Origin of the sequence: Thermoactinospora rubra (genome assembly GCF_002093975.1) — a bacterium.
GTDB classification, from domain to species: Bacteria; Actinomycetota; Actinomycetes; order Streptosporangiales; family Streptosporangiaceae; genus Nonomuraea; species Nonomuraea rubra_A.
Genome location: NZ_MSZZ01000058.1, coordinates 1 through 24109 on the forward strand (window position 1 = coordinate 1; position 24109 = coordinate 24109).

Here is a 24109-nt window from a genome sequence, read left to right on the forward strand (position 1 = left end):
AACTTGACACAAACGTCCAGAACTTCACGACCAAAGATCGCTAGGCAAGGGCTGGCCTCATTCGAGGGATTGCCGGATTTCCGCGGCCAGGGTCACGTCGGAGCTACCCGGAGGCGGCCAGTTCGCCGCCTCGCGCCCCAAATGATGAACACGGCCGGAAATGTTCAGGTGTGCCAGACTTCCGGTATGAAATCAGCGGGCTGCGCACTGGCCGTGCTGGTGGCGGTCGCCGGTTGCGCGTCCGGTCCGCGTGCGATTCCGGCCGATCGAGCTTCCACGCCGTCGTCCGGCCCCGCCACCGCCGGCGAGTCGTCGTCCGGCCCCGTCACCAGCGAGGGGCCGGCGTCCGTGGTCTCCCCGCGTCCAGCCGGTACGGCGGCGCTCCAGCCGTCGCCGGCCCACCCGGCGGGTTGCGCGCTGCCGCCGGAAGGCGCCGACGACCTGCGGGCTTCCGACGCCGCGACCGAGTGGCGGACGGTTTGGGTGGACCGTAACCGCGGAGCCATGAACCTGCTCGCCGTGGCGGCCGACGGCACAGTATGGGCGACCTTCTCCGTCGAGGCCGAGCGCGAGGGCGCGCTGGTGACCGGCGACGACGGGGTGCGCCGCTGGGACGGCACCGGATGGCAGGCGTTCGAGGTTCCTCTCCTCCGCCGGCGCGGCGCGCAGTCGAACGTGGCGCTCGCCGCCGCCTCGGCGCGCCAGGCTTGGGTGTTCGGCACCGTCAACGGCAGGACGAGGGCGGACACGGTCGGCTTCGTCAGTGCCTACGAGGGCGGCCGGTGGCGTTCGCAGGCGCTGGCGAAGCCGGCGGCTGATGCGATCGGGTGGGCCTACACGGCCGCGCGCTCTGGCGCAGGGGACCGGGTGTGGGCGGTGAACGGGCGGGTGGCGCTGCACTGGAACGGCGGGTCGTGGACGTGCCACTGGGGCCCGCTGGGATCGAGCTTGGAGAGCCCCGCCCGGAGGATCACCGCGTTCGGCCAGGCGGAGCCCGACGGCAGGGGCGGCCTGTGGGTGCTCGGCCGTGGCGACCTGCTCTGGCATCTGTCCGGCGGGCACTGGACCCGCCACCGCGTGCCCGCGCCGGCCGGGTACGAGGCACATGTCACCTCGCTGGCCCGGCGGCCCGGCACGAGCCAGGTTTACGCGGTGGGCTCGGTGATCTCGAGGAAGGGGAACGGCTTCGACGTCTCCCGCGCCGCCCTGTGGCGTTTCCCGGCGAGCTGACCAGGATGGCACCAGGGTTCCCAGACGCGAGGCTGATGGGACGCCATGAGGAGTCGGCTTGGGAGGCGCGACATGCGCCAGACTCGCGTCTACAAGGAACACCGCGTGAAAGGCCGGCGTGATCGAGATGCGCTCGTGGGCATGCTGCCGCTCGATCCCCGCGACCCCGAGATCGTGAGGGCCAAGCGGTCACGGTGGGAGCCGATCGGGCGTGAGCATCATGACCTGGGACGAACGGCATGAGCACGAACTCGCGGTCATGCGGGAGGCGGACGGCGAAGCCCCTGCAGAAGGGCGTCGGCTTTCTGGCCGACATCCCTCCCGGCCTTCGCGAGCGGCTCGTCGCCGCGGTGTCGGTGACGTCTACGGACCGCCCGCCCTTCTCCCTCGTGACCGTCAGCTGGTCACCCTTGGCATTCTCAGCGCGTTGAGCGGTCGTGAACCACAGCTGGAGGTCCACGTGGTCCTTGAGATCACGTCGGAGCGGGCGGTTCTCCTCTGGGCGGGCGCACAACCAGGACTTCGCATTCCGCGTGGCGCACCACTTCGGTGGCGACGTCGCCGAGGAGCCGGTCGGCGATGCCGGTGTCGCGGAGGGCGCCGACGACGATGAGATCGCTGGCACGCTCGTCGGCCGTGGCGAGCAGCGCGGTCGCCGGCTCGCCGTCCACCAGGAGCGCTGCTGAGATCGTCGCTCCTTGCTCCCGGGCGATGGCGACGGCCTCTGCGAGCGCGGCGCTCGCGGTAGAGCGTCCGGGGACCCGGCCGGGCGGCGGCTCGGCCACGGTGGCGCGGGCGCGTGCCTCCTGGCGAGGTGACAGCTCCGAGTAGGCGCAGACGATGACCAGGTCGGCGTCGTTGTGGGCGGCGAGCCGTGCCGCTCGGGAGACGGTCGGGTCGGCCAGCGGCGAGCCGTCGGTGCCCACGACGATCGTGCGGTAGTCGCCCATGGTTCCCATCGATCCACTCCCTCAGTGCGTGCCCGCGGGCATCTGGAGGAGGTCGTCGACGTCGCGGACGATGGGCGGTTCCTTGATCCACGTCATCGTGACGGCTGCGGCGGCGAGGAGGACGCCGGAGAACATGATCGCGTTGGTCGGGTCGCCGCCGAGGATGTTCTCGAAGACCCGGCCGAAGGTCACGGTCTGGATCAGCATGGGCACGACGATCATCATGTTGATGATCCCCATGTAGACGCCGTAGCGCGTGGACGGGATCATGCGCACGGCCATGATGTACGGCACGCCCATGATCGAGGCCCAGGCGATGCCGAGACCAATGATCGGGATGAACAGCAGATACTGGTTGGTGAGGTTGGCGAAGATCAGCAACCCGACCGCGGCGCACAGGAGGCAGAAGATGTGCACCCACTTGGCGCCGCGCCGACGAGCCAGGGCGACGAGGGGGAACGCGACGCAGAAGGTGACGATGTTGTACCAGCCGTTGACGAGACCGGTCCATGAGACGGCATTGGCGTACCTGGGGTCGTCGGCGGTCACGCCGTAGACGGATTCGGCGATGGAAAGCGAGACGAACTGCCAGTAACAGACCATGGCGTACCACTGGAAGAGGTACACCAGCGCGAGCTTGCGGAGCTCGCCGGGCATCTCGACGATCGCGTCCCAGATCTCTCGGACCGCGGCGCCGAGGCCGCCCTTCTTGGCCCGGATCGCCGCCAGCTCCTCGTCGCTCGGCGGGAGTTCCGGGGTGGTGAGGACCGACACCAGAACCGTGGCGATGGAGCACACCGAACCGAGGATGAACGAGCCAACCACCCAGTAGGGGATGCCGGCCGACGTCGCTCCGCTGATGAGGGTCTGGAAGACGAACAGCGAGATGTTGGCGAGAGTGATCCCGAACCCGGTGAAGAAGCTCTGCGCGAGAAAGCCCTTGGCCAGCTGCGACGGCGGCAGCCTGTCGGCGATGAACGCCCGGTACGGCTCCATGGCCGTGTTGTTGCTGGCGTCGAGGATCCAGAGCAGCAGCACAGCCGTCCAGAGGGCGGCGACGAACGGGAACAGGAACAGGCAGACGCTGCAGCCGATCGCTCCGATGATGAAGTACGGCTTGCGCCGGCCCCACCGCGGGCTCCAGGTGCGGTCCGATAGCGCTCCGATGAGCGGCTGGATGAGCAGTCCTGTGACGGGTCCGGCCAGGTTGAGCAGCGGCAGCTCCTCGGGAGAGGCCCCGAGGAAGTTGTAGATCGGGTTCACCGCGGTCTGCTGCATGCCGAAGCTGTACTGGATGCCGAAGAACCCCAGGTTCATCAGCAGGATCTGCCGCATGTTCATCAGCGGCTTCTGCCGCACGATGGTGATGTGCGCGGTGGGGGCGTGCGTCGTCGTCATCGGGACTCCTCCCGAACCCGGCGCCGGGCCAGGTACTCCTCCAGGCGGTCCAGCTCAAGCTCCCAGCCCTTGCTGTGGTAGCCGGCCACCTCCGGCTCGAAGGGACCCTGGACGACGCGCACCAGGGTGTGATCGCGTCCGGTCTTGGTGAACTCCACCCGCAACTCCAGCGGAACGTCGGGGTCGATGCCCGGATCGCCGGTGATCCGCTGACGGGCGACGAAGACGTCCGGTTCGAAGTACTCGATGAACACCGCGTCGGTCGTCACCCTGGTGGTGGGATCGTTGTCGCGGACTTTGACGTGGTGGTGGCGTCCACCCACCCGCAGGTCGGACGTGACCGTGTCCGGCTCCACGTGCCAACCGGGGCTCCCTCGCCACCGCGCCATCTCCTCCGGAGCCGTCCAGGCCCGGAATACCTCTGGCCGCGGGTAGTCGTACTGCCGCTCGACCACAACCATCACGTTGGCGGCCATGGGGCCCTCCAGCCCGACGGTGGCCAGCCACCTGGCGGGTCGGCCCGGCCTCCGCCCCTCTTACGCAGAATCCTCCCGCTCGCCAAATCTGTCCAGTGCGTAAATGCCGAGGTCAGGGCGTTTGTGCGGGCCGGATGCGGCGGGCGGCCGTCGCCGCCGACGTGTCCCGGCGACTGGAATCCCTTGCTCGGCTCACCTCCGGTGGGGCGTAGCCGAAGCCTCACGCAGACGAAGCCGGAGGGCAGCGCAGCCGCGCAATACCGCACTTGCGGTGCTTGGCATCCTTCACCCACGCGGGGAGGCGACCGGCCAGGCTGGTGTTGCGGTTCGGCTCGCGTTCACGAATGGACGCGCGAACATAGCCTTCGAGAAAATCCGGGTGGTCCGCATCGTAAGCCCAAAGGACGTGTCCCAGGCACAGGGTTTGCAGCCACAGTTCCAAACCGCCGAAGGCAGACACTCCGGAACGTCCTTCTGGCCGCCAGCGCAGAGGGGGATAAGTCACCGCCCGGCAGCCGGGGCATTTCACCGGCGATCCGATCCCGTGTCGCCACAGCGCAGCCGGCACATCGGGGGCAGCGGACGAGAGCCTGGCTCGGGTTCAAGAATTGAGCGGGATGGCCGCGATCGGAGAACCGCCATGGGAGCGCTCGCATCGAAAGAAGGTCGCATGGCGGTCAGGCGAATCGCCATCGCGTTTTCCGTCACGGAAAACGATTCAGGCATCTGTCGGCCACGGGCGCGGTCCTATAGTGGCCGACATGGGATCCGGCCAGGTGGAGTTAAAGGTCCTGGGACCGCTTGAAGTCATGGTGGATGGCCGGTCCGTGAGGGTGACCGGGCGGCGCGCGCCGGCGGTGCTGGCCATGCTCGCGCTCGATCACGGTCGGCTGCTGACCGTCGATCGCCTCGCGGCCGTCTGGGGTGAGGACCCGCCCGCGTCCGTGCGCAACCAGGTGATGATCGCTGTGGCGTCGTTGCGCCGGGCCTTGCAGGCGGCGGGGGCGGACCCGCAGATCATCGAGACGATCGGGTCCGCGTACCGGCTCAGCGGCGGGACGGTGGACGCCCAGGTCTTCGCCGAGCTGGTCGGCACTGCCCGGCGCGCGGCCGGCGAGGGACGCAAGGACGAGGCCGGGGCCGCCTTCGGCCGGGCGCTCGCGCTGTGGCGGGGTCCCATGCTGGACGGCGTGGACATGGGCGCCGCCGGCGGCGTGGTGGGCAGGTGGGAGGAACTGCGCCTGGCCGCCGCGGAGGAGCGGGCCGAGCTTGAGCTCGAGCTGGGACGGCACCGCGAGGCGATCGGCGAGCTGCGGGCGCTGCTGGCCGAGCACCCGCTGCGCGAACGGCTGAGGGGCCTGCTCATGCTGGCGCTCTACCGGTCGGGGAGGAGGGCCGACGCGCTGGAGGTGTACCGCGAAGGCCGTCTCCTGCTCGCCGAGGAGCTCGGCCTGGATCCTGGGCCGGAGCTGCGCGGGCTGGAGGCCGCGATCCTGGCGGACGCCCCGGAACTGCGCAGGGTGGAGGCCCCGCTGCCGGGCGACGAGCCCGAGCGGGCCGCGGGCCGTACCGCCGCACCTGGCGGCGCGCGGGGAACGGCCGACACCGGCTCTCACGGCACCGACTCTCACGGCACCGGTCCTCACAGTGGCGATTCTCACGGCGCCGGGGCGCAGGTCCGCGAGGCGGAGCCGAGCGGCCCCCAAGGCAGCCGCCGGACCGCCTCACCCACCGCCCGCCACGCCCGGCGTCCCGCGCAGGACCTCCACGTGCCCGCGGAGCTGCCCGCCGACATGTCCGGCTTCGTCGGACGCGACGACGACCTCGCGACGCTCAAGAGGCACCTGTCGCCCGACGCCGCCACCACGGTGGTCGTCGTGACGATCGTCGGCGGCGCCGGAATCGGCAAGACGGCGCTGGCGGTGCGCTTCGGCCACCTCGTCGCCGACGAGTTCCCCGACGGCCAGCTGTACGTGAACCTGCGCGGCTTCTCCCCCGGCCCGGCCATGACGCCCCGCGAGGCGCTCACCCGGCTGCTCGGCTCGCTCGGCGTCGCCGAGGAGCGCGTCCCCGACGACGAGGAGGCCGCCGCCGCCCTGTACAGGTCGCGCCTGGCGGGCAGGCGGGTGTTCGTGCTCCTGGACAACGCCCTGTCGGCGGAGCAGGTGCGCCCGCTGCTTCCGGCCGCGCCGGGCTGCGTGGTCGTGGTCACCAGCCGCGACCGGCTCGTCGGCCTGTCGGCCAGCCACGGCGCCCGGCGGCTGGCGCTGGACGTGCTGCCGCCGAGCGAGGCGTTGATGCTGGTCGAGGCGGTGGCCGGGCCCGAGGTCGTGAGGCCGGAGCCGCAGGCCGCGGCGGAGCTGGTCCGCCTGTGCGGGGGCCTGCCGCTGGCCCTGCGCATCGCCGCCGCGACGCTGAGCGCCTACCCGTCCTGGGGCCTGCCCGACTACGTGAAGGCGCTGGGCGCCGACCGCCTCGACCTGCTGAGCATCGACGGCGACCTGGCGGTGAGCACGGCGTTCGGCCTGTCCTACGCCCGCCTGCCGGAGGCCGCCAGGCGGCTGTTCCGCCTGCTCGGGCTCGTCCCCGGCGCCGACGTCGGCGCCGACGCGGCGGCGGCCCTGGCCGGGACCGGCCTGGAGGAGACCGTCGAGCTGCTGGACCGGCTCGCCGCCGCGCACCTGGTCGAAGAGCACCGGCACCGCCGCTACACCTTTCACGACCTGCTGCGCGAGCACGCCCGACGGGTGGCGCGGCAGGAGGAGCCGGAGGAGGAGCGGCGGGCCGCCCTGACCCGCCTGCTGGACCACTACGGCTACCTGGCCGAGCGGGGGCACGACCTGGTCAACCCCAACCGCCGGCGATTTCGGCCCCCGCTCCCGCGGCCCAGCGACGACGTCCCCGACCACGCCGACCGGTCGGCCGCCGTCGCCTGGCTGACCGAGGAGGGCTCCAACGTCATCGCCGCCCTGCGGCCCGCCGCCGACATGCGTGCCGACGAGCACGTGTGGCGCATCGGGCTCAACCTGACGCCCTATCTCATGATCCGCGGACGGTACGTCGACGCCGCCTTCGTCAACGAAATGGCCGTAACCGCCGCCCGGCGGGCCGGCGTGGTGGAGGCCGAGTCGATGGCCGAGTTCAACCTGGCCGTCTGCGGGCAGGCCACCGGCCGGCACGAGGCCGCCCTGGACCACGTACGGCAGGCGCTGCGGCTGGCCGCCTCGGTGGGGGACGAGGCCGGCCAGGCCCAGTGCCACGGCCTGGCCGGGCTGCTCCACCACAGCCTGGGCGACTACCCCGACTCCATCCGCTGCCAGCGCCTGGCCCTGGCCGCCCACGCCGGGACGGGCAACCGGCTCAAGCAGGGCCTGGCCCGCATGGACCTGTCCAGGACCCTGCTGGTGCTGGGGGAGCACGACCAGGCCGAGGAGGAGCTGCGGGCCGCCCTGGCGCTGTTTCGCGAGGTCGGCTTCCAGCTGGGCGAAGGGGCGGCGCTCCACGTCCAGGGCTGCGTCCTGGCGGCGAGCGGACGGCACGCGGAGGCGCTGGCCGTCCTGCACGAGAGCCTGCGGGTGCTGGAGGAGGTCGGCGATCCGGCGATGACGGCGACCGTCCGGTGCGCCATCGGGGACGTGCTGCGGCGCGAGCGGCGCTTCGCCGAGGCGTACGAGGAGCTTGACCGGGGCCTGGAGGCCTTCGCCGGCCTGCCGGCTCCCGGGCCGACCAGCGAGGCGCGCAACATGCTGGGGGCGCTGCATCGGGACGCGGGCCGGCCGGAGGCCGCGCTGGAGGCGCACGGCGAGGCGTTGCGGCTGGCCGAGGGGATCAAGCTGCGGCTGGAGCAGGCCCGGGCCCATCACGGCCTCGCCGAGGCGTACGCCGCGCTCGGGCGGCACGACCAGGCCGAGACGCATCGGCGGCACGCCGCCGACCTCGGCGCTCGGCTGGGCGTCCGAGCCGACGGCTGGTAGAGCCGCCCCGCCGGTGAGGTGACCACCACGGTGCCGAGGCGAGGGGAAAGGAAGCACCGTGGTGATCACCGCCCCCGTGCGTGGTGGCGGGCAACCCCCGTCGGTCGCGCCCTCGTCGCCGCTCCCGTTGCACCAGGTATATCCGCCGCCGCTATGAGTTGGCTTTGAGCCCGCTATGCGGGCAGGCGGGTGAAAGTTTCAGCGCCTCCCATCGCCTCCTCCAGGTCAGCGCCGTGCGGGCGCGCCGCGTCGTTGACGCTCCGAAGAGCCCCACCAGACCATGACACGGCGTTTCCCCCCGTCGAAAGGCGTCCGATGAACAGACCCCTCGCGGTCCTGGCCGCGCTGGTCACAGCCGTGGCGGGCGTGGCCGTCGCGGTGGCGGCCACCACCGCGACGGCCACCGCCGACACCGGCACCGGCTACCTGCGCACCTCCGGCAACAAGATCGTCGACAGCACGGGTGCCACGGTACGGCTGACCGGCATCAACTGGTTCGGCATGGAGACCGACAACAAGACCTTCCACGGCCTGTGGTCGAGCAACCCCTGGCGCAACCAGATCGACACCATGGCCCGGCTCGGCTACAACACGCTGCGCGTGCCGTACTCCAACGACGCGCTCAAGCCCGGCGCCACGGCCACCGGGATCAACGACTACGTCAACCCGGACCTGATGGGCCTGTCGCCGCTGCAGATCCTCGACAAGGTCATCGACTACGCGGGCAGCAAGGGCATGCGGGTCATCCTCGACCGGCACCGTCCGACGGCGGCCGGGCAGACGGCGCTGTGGTACAACGCCGCCACGCCCGAGAGCAAGTGGATCGACGACTGGAAGATGCTGGCCCAGCGGTACGCGGGCAACACCACCGTGATCGGCGCCGACCTGCACAACGAGCCCCACGCCGAGGGCACCAACCCCAACGCCACAGGGGCCTGCTGGGGTTGCGGCGATCCGGCGCGCGACTGGCGCCTGGCAGCCGAGCGCGCGGGCAACGCGATCCTGTCGGTGAACCCCGACTGGCTGATCCTCGTGGAGGGCGTGAGCTGCCCGAGCGGCGGGCTGTCCAACGTCTGGGACGGCGACCCCAGCAACGACGAGGACTGCGGCTGGTGGGGCGGCAACCTGTCCAAGGCGGGCCAGTATCCGGTACGGCTGAGCGTGCCGAACCGGCTGGTCTACTCGCCCCACGACTACGCCACGTCGGTGTATCACCAGAAGTGGTTCGACGACCCGTCCTACCCGGCGAACATGCCCGGCATCTGGGACAAGTATTGGGGCTACCTGTACAAGCAGAACATCGCCCCCGTCCTGCTCGGCGAGTTCGGCACCACGCTGGCGTCGGACACCGACCGGATCTGGCTCACCGAGCTGATGAAGTACCTCGGCGCCGGGGTGAACGGCATGTCGTTCACGTACTGGTCGTGGAACCCCAACTCCGGCGACACCGGCGGCATCGCCAAGGACGACTGGACCACCATCAACCAGGACAAGCAGGCGATCCTGCAGCCGTACCTCATCCCGCCGGGCGGGCCGGCGCCGACGTCCTCCCCGACGTCCTCCCCGACGTCCTCCCCGACGTCCTCCCCGACGGCCTCGCCGACACGCGACCCCGCCTCCTGCACGTTCGGCTACAAGGTCACGAACTCCTGGCAGGGCGGCTTCCAGGCCGAGCTGAGCCTCAGGAACGCCGGCACCTCGACGCTCACGAACTGGACCGCCACCTGGACGATGCCGCCGGGGGTGACGCTCGGCAACGCCTGGAACGCCACCGTGACGCAGTCGGGCACCACGTGGACGGCCAGGGCGCCGTCCTGGTCGCCGAACCTCGCCCCGGGCCAGACCGTGACGATCGGCTTCACGGCCAACGGCCCGTCGACCGGTCAGCCGGAGAACGGGTCCTGCTCGTGAGATGAACGGTTCCTCCCCTTGAGATGGGGGAAGCATGACGTGTGGAGCGCGGTCCGCTCGGGGAAGGCGGGCCGCGCTCTGCTGTCTCGGGGCTCTTTCAGATCCCCAGCTCCGCCTGCCGTACCGTGAGGAAGCCCGCGGACAGGCCGGACAGCAGGGGGAGGCCCAGGCGGCGCGCCCGCCGTACCCAGTGCTCGTCGACCACCCGCGTCGTGCCCAGCGGGGCCTCGAACGGCTTGCGCCCTTCCGGACCGTAGACCCACACGTCGTAGGACATCACAGGCGCTCCGCGTCGGCGACGACCTCCAGGACGAACTCGGCGCAGTCGCGGATCGCGACCCGCCGGGCGGGCTCGCCGCGCCAGTAGGCGAGCGCCTGGCGGACGAGCGGGTGCCAGCGGCGGTCGAAGACGTCCAGCGCGTACTCGCCCGCCGCCTCCTTGGAGGCGATCTCGCCCGTGGCGATCGTGTGGTGCAGGCGCGGGGCGCCGAGCATGCCCCAGGCGCCGGCGTGGCGCGCCTTGAGCCCCGGGCCGCGCAGGCGGGCCTCGGCCCAGGAGCGCCAGTAGCGGCGCAGGTTGTCGAGGTTCCATTCGCGCAGCCGCCCGGGTTCGGGGTCGAGACCGAGCCGGTCCGGCGCCGGGCCGCGTACGGCGATGCCGCGCTCCTGGAGGACCTTCCAGGTCACGGGGTTCACGTCGAAGCCGACGCCGACACGGACGCTCTCGCCGACGTGCGAGGCGACGGGACGGATGCGCGTGACGGGCGTGCGCAGGTCGGACTCGGCGACGAAGACGCCGTTGACCGTGCCCGGAAGGGTCAGCCGCAGGCGCGCGAGGGCCCACAGGGCGGAGGGCGCGTTGGCGGCCAGGTGGAGCAGGCGCAGGCGGCGCAGGTCGAGGTCGCCGTCGACGACGGCCACGAAGTCGATGTCGCTGCGGTCGGGCCGGTAGGCGCCCAGCGCCGTGGAGCCGACGAGGTAGAAGCCGCGGATACGGCCGGGGAGCACGCGGTCGGCGACGGCCAGGTAGCGGGCGGCGGCTCTGGCGGCGCGGGGATGGGGTGTCAGGGCTTGGTGAACCATGCGCGGGCGGAGGGGAGGAGGAGCAGGACGATCACGGCGAGGGGCAGGACGAAGATCGGCGTGAAATCTCGGTCGATCATGGAGGCGCCGAGCGGGATCAGCACGTTCACGCCTTCGAGGGCGAACGCGGCGGTGCGCAGCAACCTCCGGCGGGAGGCCCACTTTCCGGCCAGCCAGCCGGAGGCCACCGCCGGGGCCGACATGAGCAGGATCCCGAGGAGGGGCAGGACGGCGCCGGGCCCGAGGGAGGCTATCGCGAAGCCGACTACGAGGACGCTTCCGACCAGGGCGAACGCCGCTTCGAGGAAGACCAGGAGCTGGGCCGTCCGGACCACGCGCGGCATCCGCGCCGTGGCGACGCCGGTCTCGGGGCCGGCGGGCTCGGGATCACTTGTCACGGGTCGAAGTCTAGGTGTGCGGGGTTGTCCGGGGTCTGTGGATTGTCGGTGGGCTCTGCTTGGATCGGGGGTCATGGTGACCGTGGATGAGTTCCTGGAGATCGTGGAGGGCTTGCCCGAGGTCCGGCTCAGTGACGGGGGCGAGTGGACGTCGCTGAAGGTCCGCGGCAAGGGCTTCGGCTACCTGTGGGAGCGCACGCGCACCGTGGGGCTGAAGGCGACCGTGGCCGAGCAGAAGGCGCTGGTGGCCGAGCGGCCCGACGTGTTCGAGGAGCAGTTCACCGCCGGGCGGTTCGGCTGGGTGGTCGTCCACCTCGACCGGATCGACCGCGACGAGCTGGAGGAGCTCGTCGACGAGGCGTGGTGCCTGACCGCGCCCAGGCAGCTCGTGGCCGCGCACGAGGCGGCGAGGCCGCTCGGGAAAATGTGATGCTCGCCGGAGTCGTCCCTGTCTAGGGCCGACCCTCGTGGCGAACGACTACTCCCTGGTGTTCCTGCGGTTCGGGATCGAGCCGCAGGAGTCGATCTATCCCTTCAAGGCGGTCAACCTCGTGTACGGCGAGGCGGGGCCCGTGCTCGTCGACCCGGACAACGGCGACCGGGACAACCCGCGGCAGGCGGCCTTCCTGGCGGATCTGCTCACGGTGGACCTCGGGCGGTACTCGCTGGAGGGGACATAGGAGGATAGATCTAGAGATAACCGCCAGAAAGGGAGCCATGCGGATCGAGCTTCGTGAGTGGCGAGAAGAGGACGCTCCTGTCGTCCTTCGGGCTTTCCAGGCGCCCGACATGGCGCGGCAGTCCGCACTGCCGGTGTTGTCCCTCCAGGACGCCGTGGGGTGGATCGCCGGATGGGCGAAGAAGGAGCACGCCTTCGCCGTCACGCTGGACGGCCGGGTCGTGGGGAACGTGGCCGTCACCAACATAGATCGGCACGCGAACGGGTGGGTGTCGTACTGGACGGTTCCGGAGGCGCGTGGCAGGGGAGTCGCGTCGGCGGCGGTCCGGCTGCTGGCGGAGTGGGCTTTCGAGGAACGGGGGCTCTTCCGGTTGGAGCTCGGGCATCGGACGAACAACCCGGCGTCGTGCCGCGTGGCGCTCCGCGCGGGGTTCCGGGCGGAGGGGATCGAGCGGGCGAAGCTGCTGTACGACGGGGTGCGTTACGACGTTGAGCGGCATGCGCGGCTGGCGACCGACGAGGCGGGCTAGTTCCGCGCTTCGCGGGCCTGGACCGTTCCAGAAGTGCCGGAACGGTAGACAAATATTGTCTGGTTGTCAGACAATCGTGGGTATGCGCAACGGACCTCTCGCCGTCGTCGCCGCGGCCGTCCTCTGGGGCACCGGCGGCACCGCGGGACTGCTGATCACCGCCGACCCCGTCTCGGTCGCCGCGGCGCGCCTGGTCATCGGCGGCGTCGCCCTGCTCGCCCTCGCCAGGGGCGTGACGAGGCTGATCCGCCCCGACCTTCTCCTCGCCGCCGTCGCCGTGGCCGCCTACCAGCTGTGCTTCTTCGCGGCGATCAGCCGTACCGGGGTCGCGATCGGGACGGTGGTGGCGATCGGCAGCGGTCCGGTCTTCACCGGCCTGCTCGGCTGGATCCTCCACGGCCAGGCACCCAGCAGGCGGTGGGCGCTGGCCACGACGAGCGCCATCGCCGGATGCGCCGCACTGATCGTCGGCGGCGGCGCCGAGGCCGGCCGGCAGGCCGTCTCCGGCATCCTGTTCGCCCTCCTCGGCGGCCTGCTGTACGCCTTCTACGCCGTCACCGCCGCCCGCCGCATCAGCGCCGGAGCCGAGTCGACGGCCGTCATGGGCCTGCTGTTCGGCGGCGCCGCGGTGGTCATGCTGCCCGTCCTGCTGTGGACCGGCCCCGGCTGGCTCGCCGAACCGCGCGGCCTGGTCGGCGCCCTCTACCTCGGCCTGGGAACCACCGCCCTCGCCTACTTCCTGTACGGCAAGGGCCTGCGCCGCACGCCGGTCGCCACGGCCGCCACCCTGGCGCTGGCCGAGCCCGCGGTCGCCGCTCTGCTCGGCCTCGTCGTGCTGCGGGAGACCCTGACTCCCCTGTCGGTCGGCGGTCTGGTGCTCCTGGGCGCTAGCCTCGTGGCGGTAGCCGTACCAGAAAGGGAGCCCAGGCGTGCTGAAGCCGGTGTCGGCGGTGAACGCGCTGGCTGACGCGCTGCGCCAGCGGGTGCTGTCGGGAGAGGTGGAGCCGGGCACGCCGCTGCCCGAGCAGGAGATCGCGGCGGCGTACGGCGTGGCCCGCCCGACCGTGCGCGAGGCGCTCGCCATGCTGGTCCACGAGGGCCTGCTGCGCAGGGAGCGCAACCGCAGCGCCTACGTCCCGGAGATCACCCAGGCCGACCTGGACGACCTGATGTACGTCCGCCGGCCCCTGGAGGTGCTCATGGCCAGGGCACTGGCCGGGCGCAGGGTGCCGGAGGCCGAGGCCGCGCTCGCCAGCATGGCGGGCAAGGCCGCCGACGCCCCCTGGTCGGAGATCGTGGCCGAGCACATGGCGCTGCACCAGGCGTTGATCGTCGCGGTGGGCAGTCCCCGGCTCGAACGCCTCTACGGCACGCTGGCCGCCGAGACCAGGCTGGGGCTGGTGCGGCTGCGCACGGTCTATGAGGACAGAGAGCGCCTGGTGGCCGAGCACCGCGAGCTCCTGGACGCCATCGAGGCCGGAAACGGCGAGGCCGCGGTGGTCGCGCACCTCAAGTGGCCGGTCTAGCTCTTGCGGGATGTGGACGATTGTCGCGAGAATCGCGCCCATGCACGGCAATGCGATGCCGGACTCCTACGTGTACGTCACGGAAGAGGGTGTGACGCGACACTACGCCGACGGCAGTGTCGAGGCTCTCGCATGGGAGGACGTCGTCGAGGTGCGCGTGCAGGCGCAGCCCGATGTCGATGTGTTCTACATCCTGCTCGACCGCGACGGCGAGGGCTGCGTGGTGCCACGGAGCGCCACGGACGCAACTTTTCTGGCGCGGCTGCGGTATTTGCCGGATTTTGACCTGGACCGGCTCCAGGTGGCCGCGGAAACCGCGCGCGACGGGGCCGTGGTGGTGTGGCGGAGCCCCGACCCGCCGTCGGCGCTGCCCGACCTCGAGTACGACTGACGGGCGGATTTCGCCTGCCGTCTCGCCCCGGCGAAGCTTTTCGCCATGCCTCTTTGGATCCATTTGTCAAGACGTCCGGTATGGCGAATCTAGTCCGTTTCAGGACACCTGTCGGTTGTTCCCAGAAGAAAACCTGATCTTTAGGATTTCTGAGGGGGTGGGCCGGCCCCAATTGATGTGAGGAGCGCGTCAACCAATGGGGTGAGATGCACGTCTTGTGACGTGTGATGCTCTGAGGCTCAGATGGTGGGGTGGGCATGAGGCTGACGGTCGAGGAGGGTAACGGCGCCCTACTCGCTCGCGACTTGTCACAACGTTCGACAATTTGGACAAGGTCTTACGTCAGAACGTTGGTTTTCGGGGACGTCGTGTGCGCGCTGGTCGCATGCAATGTCGTGCTGGGCGTCCGGCAGTGGTACGGCGTCTTCATCCCGATAGCGGAAATGGCGTTCGGGGGAATGCTGGCCGTGGTGTGGCCGGTGGCCATGGCGATGGCGGGCGCCTACCGCGAGCGGATCCACGGCGAGGGAAGCGAGGAGTTCAAGGCCCTCTTCGAGGGCGGCGGCGGGCTGATGGCCGTGGTGGCCATCGGCGCCTACGCGACGCAGACCAGCGTGGCGCGCAGCTTCGTGCTCGCCATGATCCCGCTGGCGCTGCTGCTCACCATGTCCTTCCGGTACGGCATGCGCAAGCGGCTGCACCGGCGCAGGCAGGCGGGACAGTACTTACGCCGCGTCGTCGCCGTCGGCCATCGGGCCGCGGTCCTCGACCTGATGATCCAGTTCCGGCGGCAGCCGTACCACGGCATGAGAGTGGTGGCCGTCTGCCTTCCGTCCGGCTGGGACTCGCGGACCGGCGCCGACGTCGACGGGGTGCCGGTGCTGGGCGACTTCACCAAGGTGGCCCAGGTCGTGGACGAGGTGTCGGCGGACGCGGTGGCGGTGCTGGCCTGTCCCGAGTTCGACGGCGACCAGCTGCGCCGCCTGGCGTGGAACCTGGAGGCCACCGACACCGACCTGTTCGTCGCGCCCGCCCTCATGGACGTGGCCGGGCCGCGCACCTCGATCCGGCCGGTGGCGGGGATGCCGCTGCTGCACGTGGAGCACCCCGAGTTCGGCGGCTACCGGAGGGTCATCAAGAACGTCTTCGACCGCTGCGTCGCCGGCCTGGCGCTGCTCCTGCTGCTGGTCCCGATGGTCGCCATCGCCCTGTGCATCCGCGCCACGAGCGCGGGACCGGCGCTGTTCCGCCAGGTCAGGGTCGGCAGGGACGGCCGCGAGTTCCGGCTCTTCAAGTTCAGGACGATGGTGCGCAACGCCGAGGAGCTCAAGGGGCGGCTCACCGAGATCAACGAGTTCGACGGCGTGCTGTTCAAGATTAGGAACGATCCAAGAGTCACCAGGGTAGGGGCCTTCCTGCGCCGCCACTCGCTGGATGAGCTGCCGCAGCTGCTCAACGTCCTGCGCGGGGAGATGTCGCTGGTCGGCCCGCGCCCACCGCTGCCCGAGGAGGTGGCCCAGTACGGCACCGACGTGCGCCGGCGGCTCGTGGTCAAGCCGGGGATGACGGGCCTGTGGCAGGTCAGCGGCCGCTCCGACCTGTCCTGGGAGGAGTCGGTGAGGCTTGACCTGAGATACGTGGAGAACTGGAGCCTTATCCTGGATCTCCAGATTCTCTGGAAAACCTGGTCGGCCGTGACGAGCGGAGAAGGGGCCTACTAAGCGTGAAGGCTCTCGTACTGGCCGGCGGGTCGGGCACGCGACTGCGGCCGATCACCCACACCTCGGCCAAGCAGTTGGTCCCCGTGGCGAACAAGCCCGTGCTCTTCTACGGCCTGGAGTCGATCGCGGCGGCGGGGATCGTCGAGGTCGGCGTCGTCGTGGGCGACACCCAGGCCGAGATCGAGGCGGCGGTCGGCGACGGGTCCGCCTTCGGCCTCGAGGTCACCTATCTCCGGCAGGAGGCCCCGCTGGGCCTGGCGCACGCCGTCCTCATCGCCCGCGACTACCTGGGCGAGGACGACTTCGTCATGTACCTCGGGGACAACTTCATCGTCGGCGGCATCACCTCGCTGGTCGACCGCTTCCGCGCCGAGCGCGCCGCCGCCCAGATCATGCTGACCAAGGTGTCGGACCCGCGGCAGTTCGGCGTGGCCGAGCTCGACGCGGCGGGGCGGGTGATCGGGCTGGAGGAGAAGCCCGCTCGCCCGCGCAGCGACCTGGCGCTGGTCGGCGTCTACATGTTCACGCCGGTCGTGCACGACGTCGTCAGGGAGCTGAAGCCGTCCGCGCGCGGCGAGCTGGAGATCACCGACGCCATCCAGCGGCTCATCGACCTCGGCCACCCGGTGGATTCCGTCGTCATCTCCGGCTACTGGAAGGACACCGGCAACGTCACCGACATGCTGGAGGTCAACCGGCTGGTCCTGGAGTCGGTCGAGCGCCGGCTCGACGGCGACGTCGACGCGGGCAGCGAGCTGATCGGCCGGGTGGTGGTCGAGGCCGGCGCGCAGGTGAGCGGCTCGCGCATTGTGGGACCGGTGGTCATCGGCCCGGGAACCACGGTCCGCGACTCCTACATCGGCCCCTTCACCTCCGTCGCGGCCGGATGCTCGATCGCCGACAGCGAGATCGAGTACTCCATCGTGCTGCCGCGCGCCTCCATCGCCGGAGTGGGCCGCATCGAGGCCTCCCTCATCGGACACGACGTCGAGGTCACCCCCGCTCCCCCCACGCCCCGCGCCCACCGGCTGGTGCTCGGCGACCACAGTAAGGTGCAGATCAGTCCATGAGGGTTCTCGTCACCGGCGGAGCCGGCTTCATCGGCTCCCACTACGTCCGCACGCTCGTCACCGGCGGCTACCCGGCGTTCGCCGGAGCCCGGGTGACCGTGCTGGACAAGCTCACCTACGCCGGCAACCCCGCCAACCTGGCGCCGGTCGAGGGGCGCTTCGACTTCGTCAAGGGCGACGTGTGCGACGCCGGGCTGCTGGCCGAGGTCGTGCCCGGCCACGACGTGGTCGTCAACTTCGCGGCCGAGTCCCACGTCGACCGCTCCATCGACGGGGCCGCCGAGTTCGTCCGCACCAACGTGCTGGGCGTGCAGACGCTCATGCAGGCGTGCCTCGACGCGGGCGTCTCCAGGGTCGTGCAGGTGTCGACGGACGAGGTCTACGGCTCGATCGAGGAGGGCTCCTGGCGCGAGGACGCCCCGCTCGCCCCACGCTCGCCGTACGCCGCCTCCAAGGCTGGCGGCGACATGATCGCCCGCGCGTACGCGATCACGCACGGCCTGCCCGTCTCGATCACCCGCTGCGGCAACAACTACGGCCCCTACCAGTACCCCGAGAAGATCATCCCGCTGTTCGTGACCAACCTCCTGGAGGGCAGGAAGGTCCCGCTGTACGGCGACGGCGGCAACGTCCGCGACTGGATCCACGTGGCCGACCACTGCGCGGGCATCCAGTTGGTGGCCGAGCGCGGCGAGCCGGGCGAGGTCTACCACATCGCCGGTACGGCGGAGCTGACCAACAAGGAGCTCACCGGGCGGCTGCTGGAGGCGCTCGGCCACGGCTGGGACATGGTCGAGCCGGTGGCCGACCGCAAGGGGCACGACCGGCGCTACTCCCTGGACGACGCCAAGCTGCGCACCCTGGGCTACGCGCCCGCCATCGGGTTCGAGGAGGGACTGGCCGCGACCGTCGCCTGGTACGCCGCCAACACCGAGTGGTGGAAGGCGCTGCGATGACCCGCTGGCTGATCATGGGCGCCGGTGGGATGCTCGCCACCGACCTGGTCGCGCGCCTGGAGGCCGAGGCGCCCGACGAGGTGGTCGCCCTCGCCAGGGCGGCGCTCGACGTCCGCGACGGGGCGGCGGTCCGGCGGGCGGTGCGGGACGTCAAGCCCGACGTGGTGGTGAACTGCGCGGCGTGGAACCTCGTGGACGACGCCGAGTCGCGCGAGGAGGAGGCGACCGCCGTCAACGGTCACGCGGTGTGCCTCCTCGCGGCGGCCTGCGGCGAGGCCGGTGCCCGCCTCGTCCACCTGTCGACCGACTACGTGTTCGCCGGTGAAGCCTCCAGCCCCTATGCGGAGGACGCGCCGACGTCGCCGCTGAACGCCTACGGGCGCGGCAAGCTCGCCGGCGAGCGGGCGGTGCTGGAGCAGCTGCCCCTGACCGGCTACGTGGTGCGCACGGCCTGGCTGTACGGCGCGCACGGCCGCAACTTCGTGCGCACCATGGCCCGCCTGGCCGAGGAGCGCGACACCGTGGACGTGGTCGACGACCAGCGCGGCCAGCCGACCTGGACCGCGGACCTGGCCGAGCAACTGCTGCGGCTGGTCCGCTCCGAGGCCCCCGCCGGGGTCTACCACGGCACGAACTCGGGCGAGGCCACCTGGTACGAGCTGGCCCGCGAGGTCTTCGCGCGGCTCGGCCACGACCCGTCCCGCGTGCGGCCGGTGCCGACCGCCGCCTTCCCGCGCCCGGCCCGCCGTCCCTCCTACAGCGTCCTCGGGCACGCCCGATGGGCGGCGGCGGGGCTGCCCCCGATGCGGCCCTGGCGTGAGGCCCTGCGCGAGTTCCTCTGATGTACGTGGCGGAGAGTCGTGCGCCGATCCCCGCGGGGACCGGCCGGGTGCTGACGGGCAACGTGCTGGCGCTGGGCTGGGTGAGCCTGCTCACCGACGTGTCGTCGGAGATGGTCACCGCCGTCCTGCCCGTTTACCTGGTGTTCACGCTGGGGCTGGGCGCGCTGGAGTTCGGGTTCCTGGACGGCCTGTACACCGGGGCGACCACGCTGTTACGGCTGGCCGGCGGCCACGTGGCCGACAGGTTCGGCCGCCGCAAGCCGGTCGCCGGAGTGGGCTACGGGCTGTCGGCGGTCAGCAAACTCGGCTTCCTGGCCGTGGGGAGCTCGGTGCCGGGCATCGGGCTGATGATCGGCGCCGACCGGATGGGCAAGGGCCTGCGCACCGCCCCGCGCGACGCGATCATCTCGCTGAGCGCGCCGGGCGCGGCGCTGGGCCGCGCCTTCGGGCTGCACCGCGCCATGGACACGGCGGGCGCCATGGCCGGGCCGCTGGTGGCCTTCGGCGTACTGGCGCTGGCCGCGCAGGCCATGGACGCGGTGTTCTTCACCAGCTTCTGCGTCGCGGCCGTGGGCGTGCTGGTGCTGGTGCTGTTCGTCCGCGAGCCGGCCACGACCGCCCCGGCGTCGTCGCGTCCCACACTGCGGGCCATGGCGGGGCTGCTGGGCGCCGGGCCGTTCCGCCGGGTGGTGCTGGCCGTGCTGCTGCTGTCGCTCACCACGGTCAGCGACGCGTTCCTGTACCTGCTGCTCCAGCAGTTGCTCGGGCTGCCGCCGGAGTACCTGCCGCTGCTGCCCGTCGTCGTGGCGGGCGTCTACCTGGCCGCGGCGGTGCCGTTCGGGCGGCTGGCCGACCGGGTGGGGCGCCGCCGCGCGGTGTTCGGCGGCTACGCGGGCATCCTCGCGTGCTACGCGCTCGTCCTGGCCGGTGCGGGACCGGCGCCCGTCGTCGCGGTCGCCGTGCTGGCGGTGCGCGGGCTGGCGTACGCGGCCACGGACGGGGTGCAGGTCGCGCTGGCCGGGCCGTTCCTGCCCGAGCGGGTGCGGGCGATGGGCATCGCGGTCCTGCAGACCGCGCAGGCTCTGGCGGCGATGTGCTGCTCGTGGCTGTTCGGCGCGCTGTGGGCGGTCTGGGGGCCGTCGCAGGCCGTGGGAACGCTGGCCGGCGGGATGACGCTCGCCCTGGCCGCATCGTGGCTCCTGCTGAGGGGGACGGCGCGGTGAAGGGCAGGGTGTGGATCCTCACGGCGGCGGCGTCGGCGCTGGCGCTGCTGGCGGGCGGCTACATCTTCTGGGCGCGCCAGCCGGGCACGGCCGCGGGCGCGCCGGTGACGCTGGACGGGCTGACGTACCTGTCGGCCGGATCCGGAACGGCCAACGGCAAGGTCACCCGCGGCGACGGCGGCAGCCGTACCGTGTCGGGCCTGGCCTGCACGCGCTTCTACAGCGCGGGCGGGACCGGGCTGTGCCTGCGCCCCGAGCACGGGGCCGTCACCCGCTACCACGCGATCGTGCTGGACCGGAACCTCAAGGAGAGGCGGCGCGTCGAGCTGCCGGGAGCGCCCAGCCGCGCCCGCGTCTCGGCCGGGGGTCACCTGGCGGCGTGGACGGTCTTCGTGGCGGGCGACTCCTACCTGGCCTCCGGGCTGTCCACCCGCACCGGCATCGCCGACCTGCGCACCGGCCAGGTCATCGCGTCCCTGGAGGAGCTGCCGCTCTACCGGGACGGCGCCCGGGTCACCGCGGTGGACGTCAACTACTGGGGCGTCACCTTCGCCGCCGACGAGGACGCCTTCTACGTCTCGGTCAAGACCGGCGACGTCGTCTACCTCGCCAAGGGCAGCCTGCGTGCCCGCCGGATGGACATCCTGCGCGGCAACGCCGAGTGTCCCTCCCTGTCGCCGGACGGCACCCGCGTGGCCTACAAGAAGCGGGTGCGCGGCGGCGAGGCGCCGTGGCGCTTCCACGTGCTGGACCTGGCCTCCGGCCGGGAGACCCCGCTCGCCGAGACCGCCAGCGTCGACGACCAGATCGCCTGGCTGGACCCCGACACCCTGATGTACGCCAAGGTCCGCGGCGACACCAGCGACGTCTGGTCCGTTCCCGCCGACGGCTCGGGCGCCCCCCGCCTGCTGGTCAAGGACGCCTTCTCACCCGCCCCGCCGGAGGACGCGCCGTGAACCTCTCCGTGATCATCGTCACCTACCGCAGCGCCGCCTACATCGGCCGGTGCCTGGAAGCGGTGAGCCGGGCCGTGGACGGGCTGGACGCCGAGGTGATCGTCGTCGACAACGACTCCCCGGACGACACCGTCGCCGCCGTGCGCTCGGCGGCGCCCTGGGCCACCACCCTGCCGCGCACCGACAACGACGGGTTCGCCGGCGGCTGCGCGGCCGGCGCCGAGCTGGCCAAGGGCCGCCACCTGCTGTTCCTCAACCCGGACGCGGTGGTGCGGCCGGACGCCTTGGCCGAGCTGCTGGCCTGCGCGCGGGCCCATCCCGACGCCGGCGTGGTGGGCGGCCGGTGCGTCACCGAGGACGGCACGAGCGACCCCCGCTCCTGGTGGGGCCGTCCCACCCTGTGGTCGCTGCTGTGCTTCGCGACCGGGCTGTCGACGGTCTTCCCCGGGCACCGGCTGTTCGATCCGGAGTCGCCACGCCCCTGGTCGGGCGACCCCGGCGAGACGCGCCGGGTCCCGATCGTCACCGGCGCGATGATGCTCGTCGAGCGGGAGCTGTGGGACCGGCTCGGCGGCTTCGACACCCGGATCTTCATGTACGGCGAGGACGCCGACCTGTGCCTGCGCGCGGCCGAGCTGGGCTACCGGCCCATGGTGACGGCCCGTGCCGCGTTCCTGCACCCCGGCGGCATGTCGTCGTCCAGCGCGCGCAAGCAGCTGCTGCTCTACACCGGCAAGGCCACCGTGGTCAGGCGGCACTTCCCCCGCGTGACCAGGCCGCTCGCGCTGGCGCTGCTCCTGCTGGGGGTCTGGCTGCGCGCCACGGCGAGCGGGGCGGTCGCCCCGCCCAACGCGGCCCGGCAGGGCCGCCCCACATCACAGCGACAGGACTGGAAGCCCCTCTGGAAGGCCCGCAAGCAGTGGCGCCGGGGCTGGAACTTGGAGGAGAGCCCGAGATGAGGCGCATCGAGCTGCTGGACAACCGCGACCTGGTCACCCGCATGGTCGACCTGGCGGTGCGCGGGCTGCCCCCGGGATACGTGGACGGGGAGTTCGTCTTCACCCGGCGCGGCACGCCGGGGCCGGACGGGCGCTGGACCGCCGTGCCGGAGGGACGCAGCGTCCGGTACGCCGCCATCGTGGCCCTCGGCGTGGCGACGCTGCCCGAGGAGCGGCAGCGGGCCGCCCTGTCCGGCGACACCGCGCTCGACCTGGCCGGGCGGCTGGTGGCCAGGCTGCCGCGGGTGGACAACCTGGGCGACGCGGCCCTGATCTGCTGGGCCGCCGCCGAGACCGGCCACCCGGACGTGGCCGCCGCCCTGGATCGCATGGCACGCCTTCGCAGCGACTACACGGTCGAGCTGTCGTGGGTGCTGGCCGGGCTGGTGGCGGCCGCCGCGGCGGGGCACGGCGGGCTGGAGGAGCGGATCGCCGCCGTCCGGGCCCGGCTCCTCGACGGGCTGCGCGGCCACACCCTCTACCGGCACGTGCTCGGCGAGGCCCCCTGGTACCGCGCGCACGTCGGCTGCTTCGCCGACCAGGTCTACCCGCTCCAGGCGCTGGCCCGCCTGCACGCCCTGACCGGCGACGAGGCCGCGCTGGCCGCCGCCGCCCAGGTCGCCGACCGGATCTGCGCCGTCCAGGGAGCCGAGGGTCAGTGGTGGTGGCACTACGACGCCCGCACGGGCGACGTGGTGGAGGGCTACCCCGTCTACAGCGTGCACCAGCTGGCGATGGCGCCGATGGCGCTGCTGGACCTGGCCGACGCCGGCGGCCCGGCGCACGTCAAGGAGATCGAGCTGGGGCTGGGCTGGATGACCTCCCGGCCGGAGACCGACGAGCCGCTGATCGTGGAGGAGCTCGACCTCACCTGGCGCAAGGCCGCCAGGAAGGACCCGCGCAAGCTCGTGCGGGGCGTGCGCGCCGCCGCGACCGCCATCCGCAGCGGGACGGGCGTGGGCGTGCTGGACCGCATCTACCCGCCGGTCGCTGTGGACCGCGAGTGCCGGCCGTACGAGCTCGGCTGGCTGCTGTACGCGTGGGGGTACGAGCGGTGATCACGCGATCGGTCCTCGGCCACCGCCTCCACGCGCTCACGCTCGCCGAGGCCGTCTCCCGTTGCGTCACGGCGGTGGAGCGCAGGGAGAACCTGACGATCGGCGTCCTCAACGCCGCCAAGATCGTCAAGATGCGGTCGGACCGGGAGCTGCGCGAGTCGGTGTCCTCCTGCGACCTGGTCCTCGCCGACGGCCAGTCGGTGGTGTGGGCCTCCAGGCTGCTGCGGCAGCCGTTACCCGAACGGGTCGCCGGGATCGACCTGTTCACCGAGCTCATGGCCGAGGGCTCCGAGCGCGGCTACCGCGCCTACTTCCTCGGCGCGGAGAACGAGGTGCTGGAGCGGATGCTCCAGACCGTGCGCGCCCGCTATCCCGGCCTGGTCGTGGCGGGCGCCCGCGACGGCTACTTCACCGACGAGGAGGCCGGGCCGGTCGCCGACGAGATCGCCGCGGCCAAGCCCGATCTGCTGTTCCTCGGCATGACCTCACCCAAGAAAGAGATCTTCCTGGCCTCCTACGCCCACCGGATCGACGTCGGCGTGGTCCACGGCGTGGGCGGCTCCTTCGACGTCCTCGGCGGGCGCACACGCCGCGCGCCGCTGTCCTGGCAGCGGCTCGGCCTGGAGTGGCTCTACCGGCTGCTGCAGGAGCCACGCCGCCTCGGTCCCCGCTACCTGTCCACGAACCTGGCGTTCGTGTGGATGGTGGCCGTCGAGCTGATGGGCGGGCGGCGATGAGA

25 protein-coding genes are annotated in these 24109 nt (G+C 71.8%); 18 read left to right on the plus strand and 7 right to left on the minus strand.

Annotated features, from left to right (window positions below):
* The first annotated feature begins 186 nt into the window (after positions 1–186).
* Complete coding sequence (locus BSB02_RS32965; RefSeq protein ID WP_143591453.1) at positions 187–1230, plus strand: hypothetical protein; 1044 nt, start codon at positions 187–189, stop codon at positions 1228–1230.
* 473 nt (positions 1231–1703) lie between these two features.
* On the opposite strand, the gene BSB02_RS32970 is transcribed toward BSB02_RS32965, so the two are convergent.
* The 4 genes from BSB02_RS32970 to BSB02_RS40105 all read right to left on the minus strand — a co-directional run bounded on the left by BSB02_RS32970 (position 1704) and on the right by BSB02_RS40105 (position 4514).
* Positions 1704–2189, minus strand: coding sequence for a universal stress protein (locus BSB02_RS32970; protein ID WP_206185019.1), 486 nt, complete (start codon positions 2187–2189; stop codon positions 1704–1706).
* A gap of 12 nt (positions 2190–2201) precedes the next feature.
* Positions 2202–3578, minus strand: a complete 1377-nt coding sequence (locus BSB02_RS32975; protein ID WP_084964906.1) for an MFS transporter — start codon at positions 3576–3578, stop codon at positions 2202–2204.
* Positions 3575–4054, minus strand: coding sequence for an SRPBCC family protein (locus tag BSB02_RS32980; protein WP_084964907.1), 480 nt, complete (start codon positions 4052–4054; stop codon positions 3575–3577). Before BSB02_RS32980 ends, BSB02_RS32975 begins: the two co-directional genes overlap by 4 nt.
* 220 nt (positions 4055–4274) lie before the next feature.
* Positions 4275–4514, minus strand: a complete 240-nt coding sequence (locus tag BSB02_RS40105) for a hypothetical protein (RefSeq protein WP_143591455.1) — start codon at positions 4512–4514, stop codon at positions 4275–4277.
* A 367-nt stretch (positions 4515–4881) separates the two neighbouring features.
* Here BSB02_RS40105 and BSB02_RS32985 point away from each other — a divergent pair, with 367 nt between their 5' ends.
* Complete coding sequence (locus BSB02_RS32985; protein ID WP_158088799.1) at positions 4882–8028, plus strand: AfsR/SARP family transcriptional regulator; 3147 nt, start codon at positions 4882–4884, stop codon at positions 8026–8028.
* A 315-nt stretch (positions 8029–8343) separates the two neighbouring features.
* The gene (locus tag BSB02_RS32990) at positions 8344–9939 is read left to right on the plus strand and encodes a cellulase family glycosylhydrolase (protein WP_084964909.1); all 1596 of its coding nucleotides are present in this window, start codon (positions 8344–8346) and stop codon (positions 9937–9939) included.
* A gap of 97 nt (positions 9940–10036) precedes the next feature.
* Here BSB02_RS32990 and BSB02_RS32995 read toward each other — a convergent pair whose 3' ends face one another.
* From BSB02_RS32995 to BSB02_RS33005, 3 genes are read right to left on the minus strand one after another with little or no spacing between them, the layout of a single operon-like run.
* Positions 10037–10219 (minus strand): hypothetical protein, encoded by a 183-nt coding sequence (locus tag BSB02_RS32995; RefSeq protein ID WP_143591457.1) that lies wholly within the window; start codon positions 10217–10219, stop codon positions 10037–10039.
* Positions 10216–11022 (minus strand): aminoglycoside adenylyltransferase domain-containing protein, encoded by an 807-nt coding sequence (locus BSB02_RS33000; RefSeq protein ID WP_206185020.1) that lies wholly within the window; start codon positions 11020–11022, stop codon positions 10216–10218. Before BSB02_RS33000 ends, BSB02_RS32995 begins: the two co-directional genes overlap by 4 nt.
* Positions 11004–11420 (minus strand): hypothetical protein, encoded by a 417-nt coding sequence (locus BSB02_RS33005; RefSeq protein ID WP_084964911.1) that lies wholly within the window; start codon positions 11418–11420, stop codon positions 11004–11006. Before BSB02_RS33005 ends, BSB02_RS33000 begins: the two co-directional genes overlap by 19 nt.
* Positions 11421–11493: 73 nt before the next feature.
* Here BSB02_RS33005 and BSB02_RS33010 point away from each other — a divergent pair, with 73 nt between their 5' ends.
* From BSB02_RS33010 to BSB02_RS33080, 15 genes are all read left to right on the plus strand, one after another.
* Positions 11494–11850 (plus strand): MmcQ/YjbR family DNA-binding protein, encoded by a 357-nt coding sequence (locus BSB02_RS33010; protein ID WP_084964912.1) that lies wholly within the window; start codon positions 11494–11496, stop codon positions 11848–11850.
* Positions 11851–11887: 37 nt separating this feature from the next.
* Entirely contained in the window at positions 11888–12100 is a 213-nt protein-coding gene (locus BSB02_RS33015) for a hypothetical protein (RefSeq protein WP_084964913.1), read from the plus strand.
* Between the two features lie 37 nt (positions 12101–12137).
* Positions 12138–12629, plus strand: a complete 492-nt coding sequence (locus BSB02_RS33020; RefSeq protein ID WP_084964914.1) for a GNAT family N-acetyltransferase — start codon at positions 12138–12140, stop codon at positions 12627–12629.
* Between the two features lie 82 nt (positions 12630–12711).
* Positions 12712–13596 (plus strand): DMT family transporter, encoded by an 885-nt coding sequence (locus BSB02_RS33025; RefSeq protein ID WP_084964915.1) that lies wholly within the window; start codon positions 12712–12714, stop codon positions 13594–13596.
* Complete coding sequence (locus tag BSB02_RS33030; protein WP_084964916.1) at positions 13559–14155, plus strand: GntR family transcriptional regulator; 597 nt, start codon at positions 13559–13561, stop codon at positions 14153–14155. Before BSB02_RS33025 ends, BSB02_RS33030 begins: the two co-directional genes overlap by 38 nt.
* A gap of 40 nt (positions 14156–14195) precedes the next feature.
* Complete coding sequence (locus BSB02_RS33035; RefSeq protein WP_084964917.1) at positions 14196–14546, plus strand: hypothetical protein; 351 nt, start codon at positions 14196–14198, stop codon at positions 14544–14546.
* 350 nt (positions 14547–14896) lie between these two features.
* Positions 14897–16267, plus strand: coding sequence for a sugar transferase (locus tag BSB02_RS33040; RefSeq protein ID WP_420855902.1), 1371 nt, complete (start codon positions 14897–14899; stop codon positions 16265–16267).
* A 2-nt stretch (positions 16268–16269) separates the two neighbouring features.
* Positions 16270–17337, plus strand: a complete 1068-nt coding sequence (locus BSB02_RS33045; RefSeq protein WP_084964919.1) for a glucose-1-phosphate thymidylyltransferase — start codon at positions 16270–16272, stop codon at positions 17335–17337.
* The gene (gene rfbB, locus BSB02_RS33050; RefSeq protein WP_084964920.1) at positions 17334–18293 is read left to right on the plus strand and encodes a dTDP-glucose 4,6-dehydratase; all 960 of its coding nucleotides are present in this window, start codon (positions 17334–17336) and stop codon (positions 18291–18293) included. The genes BSB02_RS33045 and rfbB overlap by 4 nt, the downstream gene beginning before the upstream one ends.
* Positions 18290–19135 (plus strand): dTDP-4-dehydrorhamnose reductase, encoded by an 846-nt coding sequence (gene rfbD / locus BSB02_RS33055; RefSeq protein ID WP_084964921.1) that lies wholly within the window; start codon positions 18290–18292, stop codon positions 19133–19135. The genes rfbB and rfbD overlap by 4 nt, the downstream gene beginning before the upstream one ends.
* The gene (locus BSB02_RS33060) at positions 19135–20358 is read left to right on the plus strand and encodes an MFS transporter (protein ID WP_084964922.1); all 1224 of its coding nucleotides are present in this window, start codon (positions 19135–19137) and stop codon (positions 20356–20358) included. Before rfbD ends, BSB02_RS33060 begins: the two co-directional genes overlap by 1 nt.
* Positions 20355–21314 carry a TolB family protein gene (locus tag BSB02_RS40110; protein WP_206185021.1) on the plus strand — a complete coding sequence of 320 codons (960 nt, stop codon included), beginning with the start codon at positions 20355–20357 and terminating at the stop codon, positions 21312–21314. Before BSB02_RS33060 ends, BSB02_RS40110 begins: the two co-directional genes overlap by 4 nt.
* Positions 21311–22273 carry a glycosyltransferase family 2 protein gene (locus tag BSB02_RS33070; protein WP_158088800.1) on the plus strand — a complete coding sequence of 321 codons (963 nt, stop codon included), beginning with the start codon at positions 21311–21313 and terminating at the stop codon, positions 22271–22273. The genes BSB02_RS40110 and BSB02_RS33070 overlap by 4 nt, the downstream gene beginning before the upstream one ends.
* Positions 22270–23370 (plus strand): hypothetical protein, encoded by a 1101-nt coding sequence (locus BSB02_RS33075; RefSeq protein ID WP_084964925.1) that lies wholly within the window; start codon positions 22270–22272, stop codon positions 23368–23370. Before BSB02_RS33070 ends, BSB02_RS33075 begins: the two co-directional genes overlap by 4 nt.
* A complete protein-coding gene (locus tag BSB02_RS33080; RefSeq protein ID WP_143591461.1) occupies positions 23367–24107 on the plus strand; it encodes a WecB/TagA/CpsF family glycosyltransferase in 741 nt (246 codons plus the stop codon). Before BSB02_RS33075 ends, BSB02_RS33080 begins: the two co-directional genes overlap by 4 nt.
* Positions 24108–24109: the final 2 nt, after the last annotated feature.

Bases quoted from the DNA above. Each gene is read 5' to 3' on its own strand.
- BSB02_RS33075 (WP_084964925.1), top strand. From the start codon at position 22,270: ATGAGGCGCATCGAGCTGCTGGACAACCGCGACCTGGTCACCCGCATG.
- BSB02_RS33025 (WP_084964915.1), top strand. From the start codon at position 12,712: ATGCGCAACGGACCTCTCGCCGTCGTCGCCGCGGCCGTCCTCTGGGGC.
- rfbD (WP_084964921.1), top strand. From the start codon at position 18,290: ATGACCCGCTGGCTGATCATGGGCGCCGGTGGGATGCTCGCCACCGAC.
- BSB02_RS33020 (WP_084964914.1), top strand. From the start codon at position 12,138: ATGCGGATCGAGCTTCGTGAGTGGCGAGAAGAGGACGCTCCTGTCGTC.
- BSB02_RS32970 (WP_206185019.1), bottom strand. From the start codon at position 2,189: ATGGGAACCATGGGCGACTACCGCACGATCGTCGTGGGCACCGACGGC.
- BSB02_RS33060 (WP_084964922.1), top strand. From the start codon at position 19,135: ATGTACGTGGCGGAGAGTCGTGCGCCGATCCCCGCGGGGACCGGCCGG.
- BSB02_RS33010 (WP_084964912.1), top strand. From the start codon at position 11,494: ATGGTGACCGTGGATGAGTTCCTGGAGATCGTGGAGGGCTTGCCCGAG.
- BSB02_RS32980 (WP_084964907.1), bottom strand. From the start codon at position 4,054: ATGGCCGCCAACGTGATGGTTGTGGTCGAGCGGCAGTACGACTACCCG.
- BSB02_RS32975 (WP_084964906.1), bottom strand. From the start codon at position 3,578: ATGACGACGACGCACGCCCCCACCGCGCACATCACCATCGTGCGGCAG.
- rfbB (WP_084964920.1), top strand. From the start codon at position 17,334: ATGAGGGTTCTCGTCACCGGCGGAGCCGGCTTCATCGGCTCCCACTAC.
- BSB02_RS32965 (WP_143591453.1), top strand. From the start codon at position 187: ATGAAATCAGCGGGCTGCGCACTGGCCGTGCTGGTGGCGGTCGCCGGT.
- BSB02_RS32990 (WP_084964909.1), top strand. From the start codon at position 8,344: ATGAACAGACCCCTCGCGGTCCTGGCCGCGCTGGTCACAGCCGTGGCG.
- BSB02_RS33035 (WP_084964917.1), top strand. From the start codon at position 14,196: ATGCACGGCAATGCGATGCCGGACTCCTACGTGTACGTCACGGAAGAG.
- BSB02_RS33000 (WP_206185020.1), bottom strand. From the start codon at position 11,022: ATGGTTCACCAAGCCCTGACACCCCATCCCCGCGCCGCCAGAGCCGCC.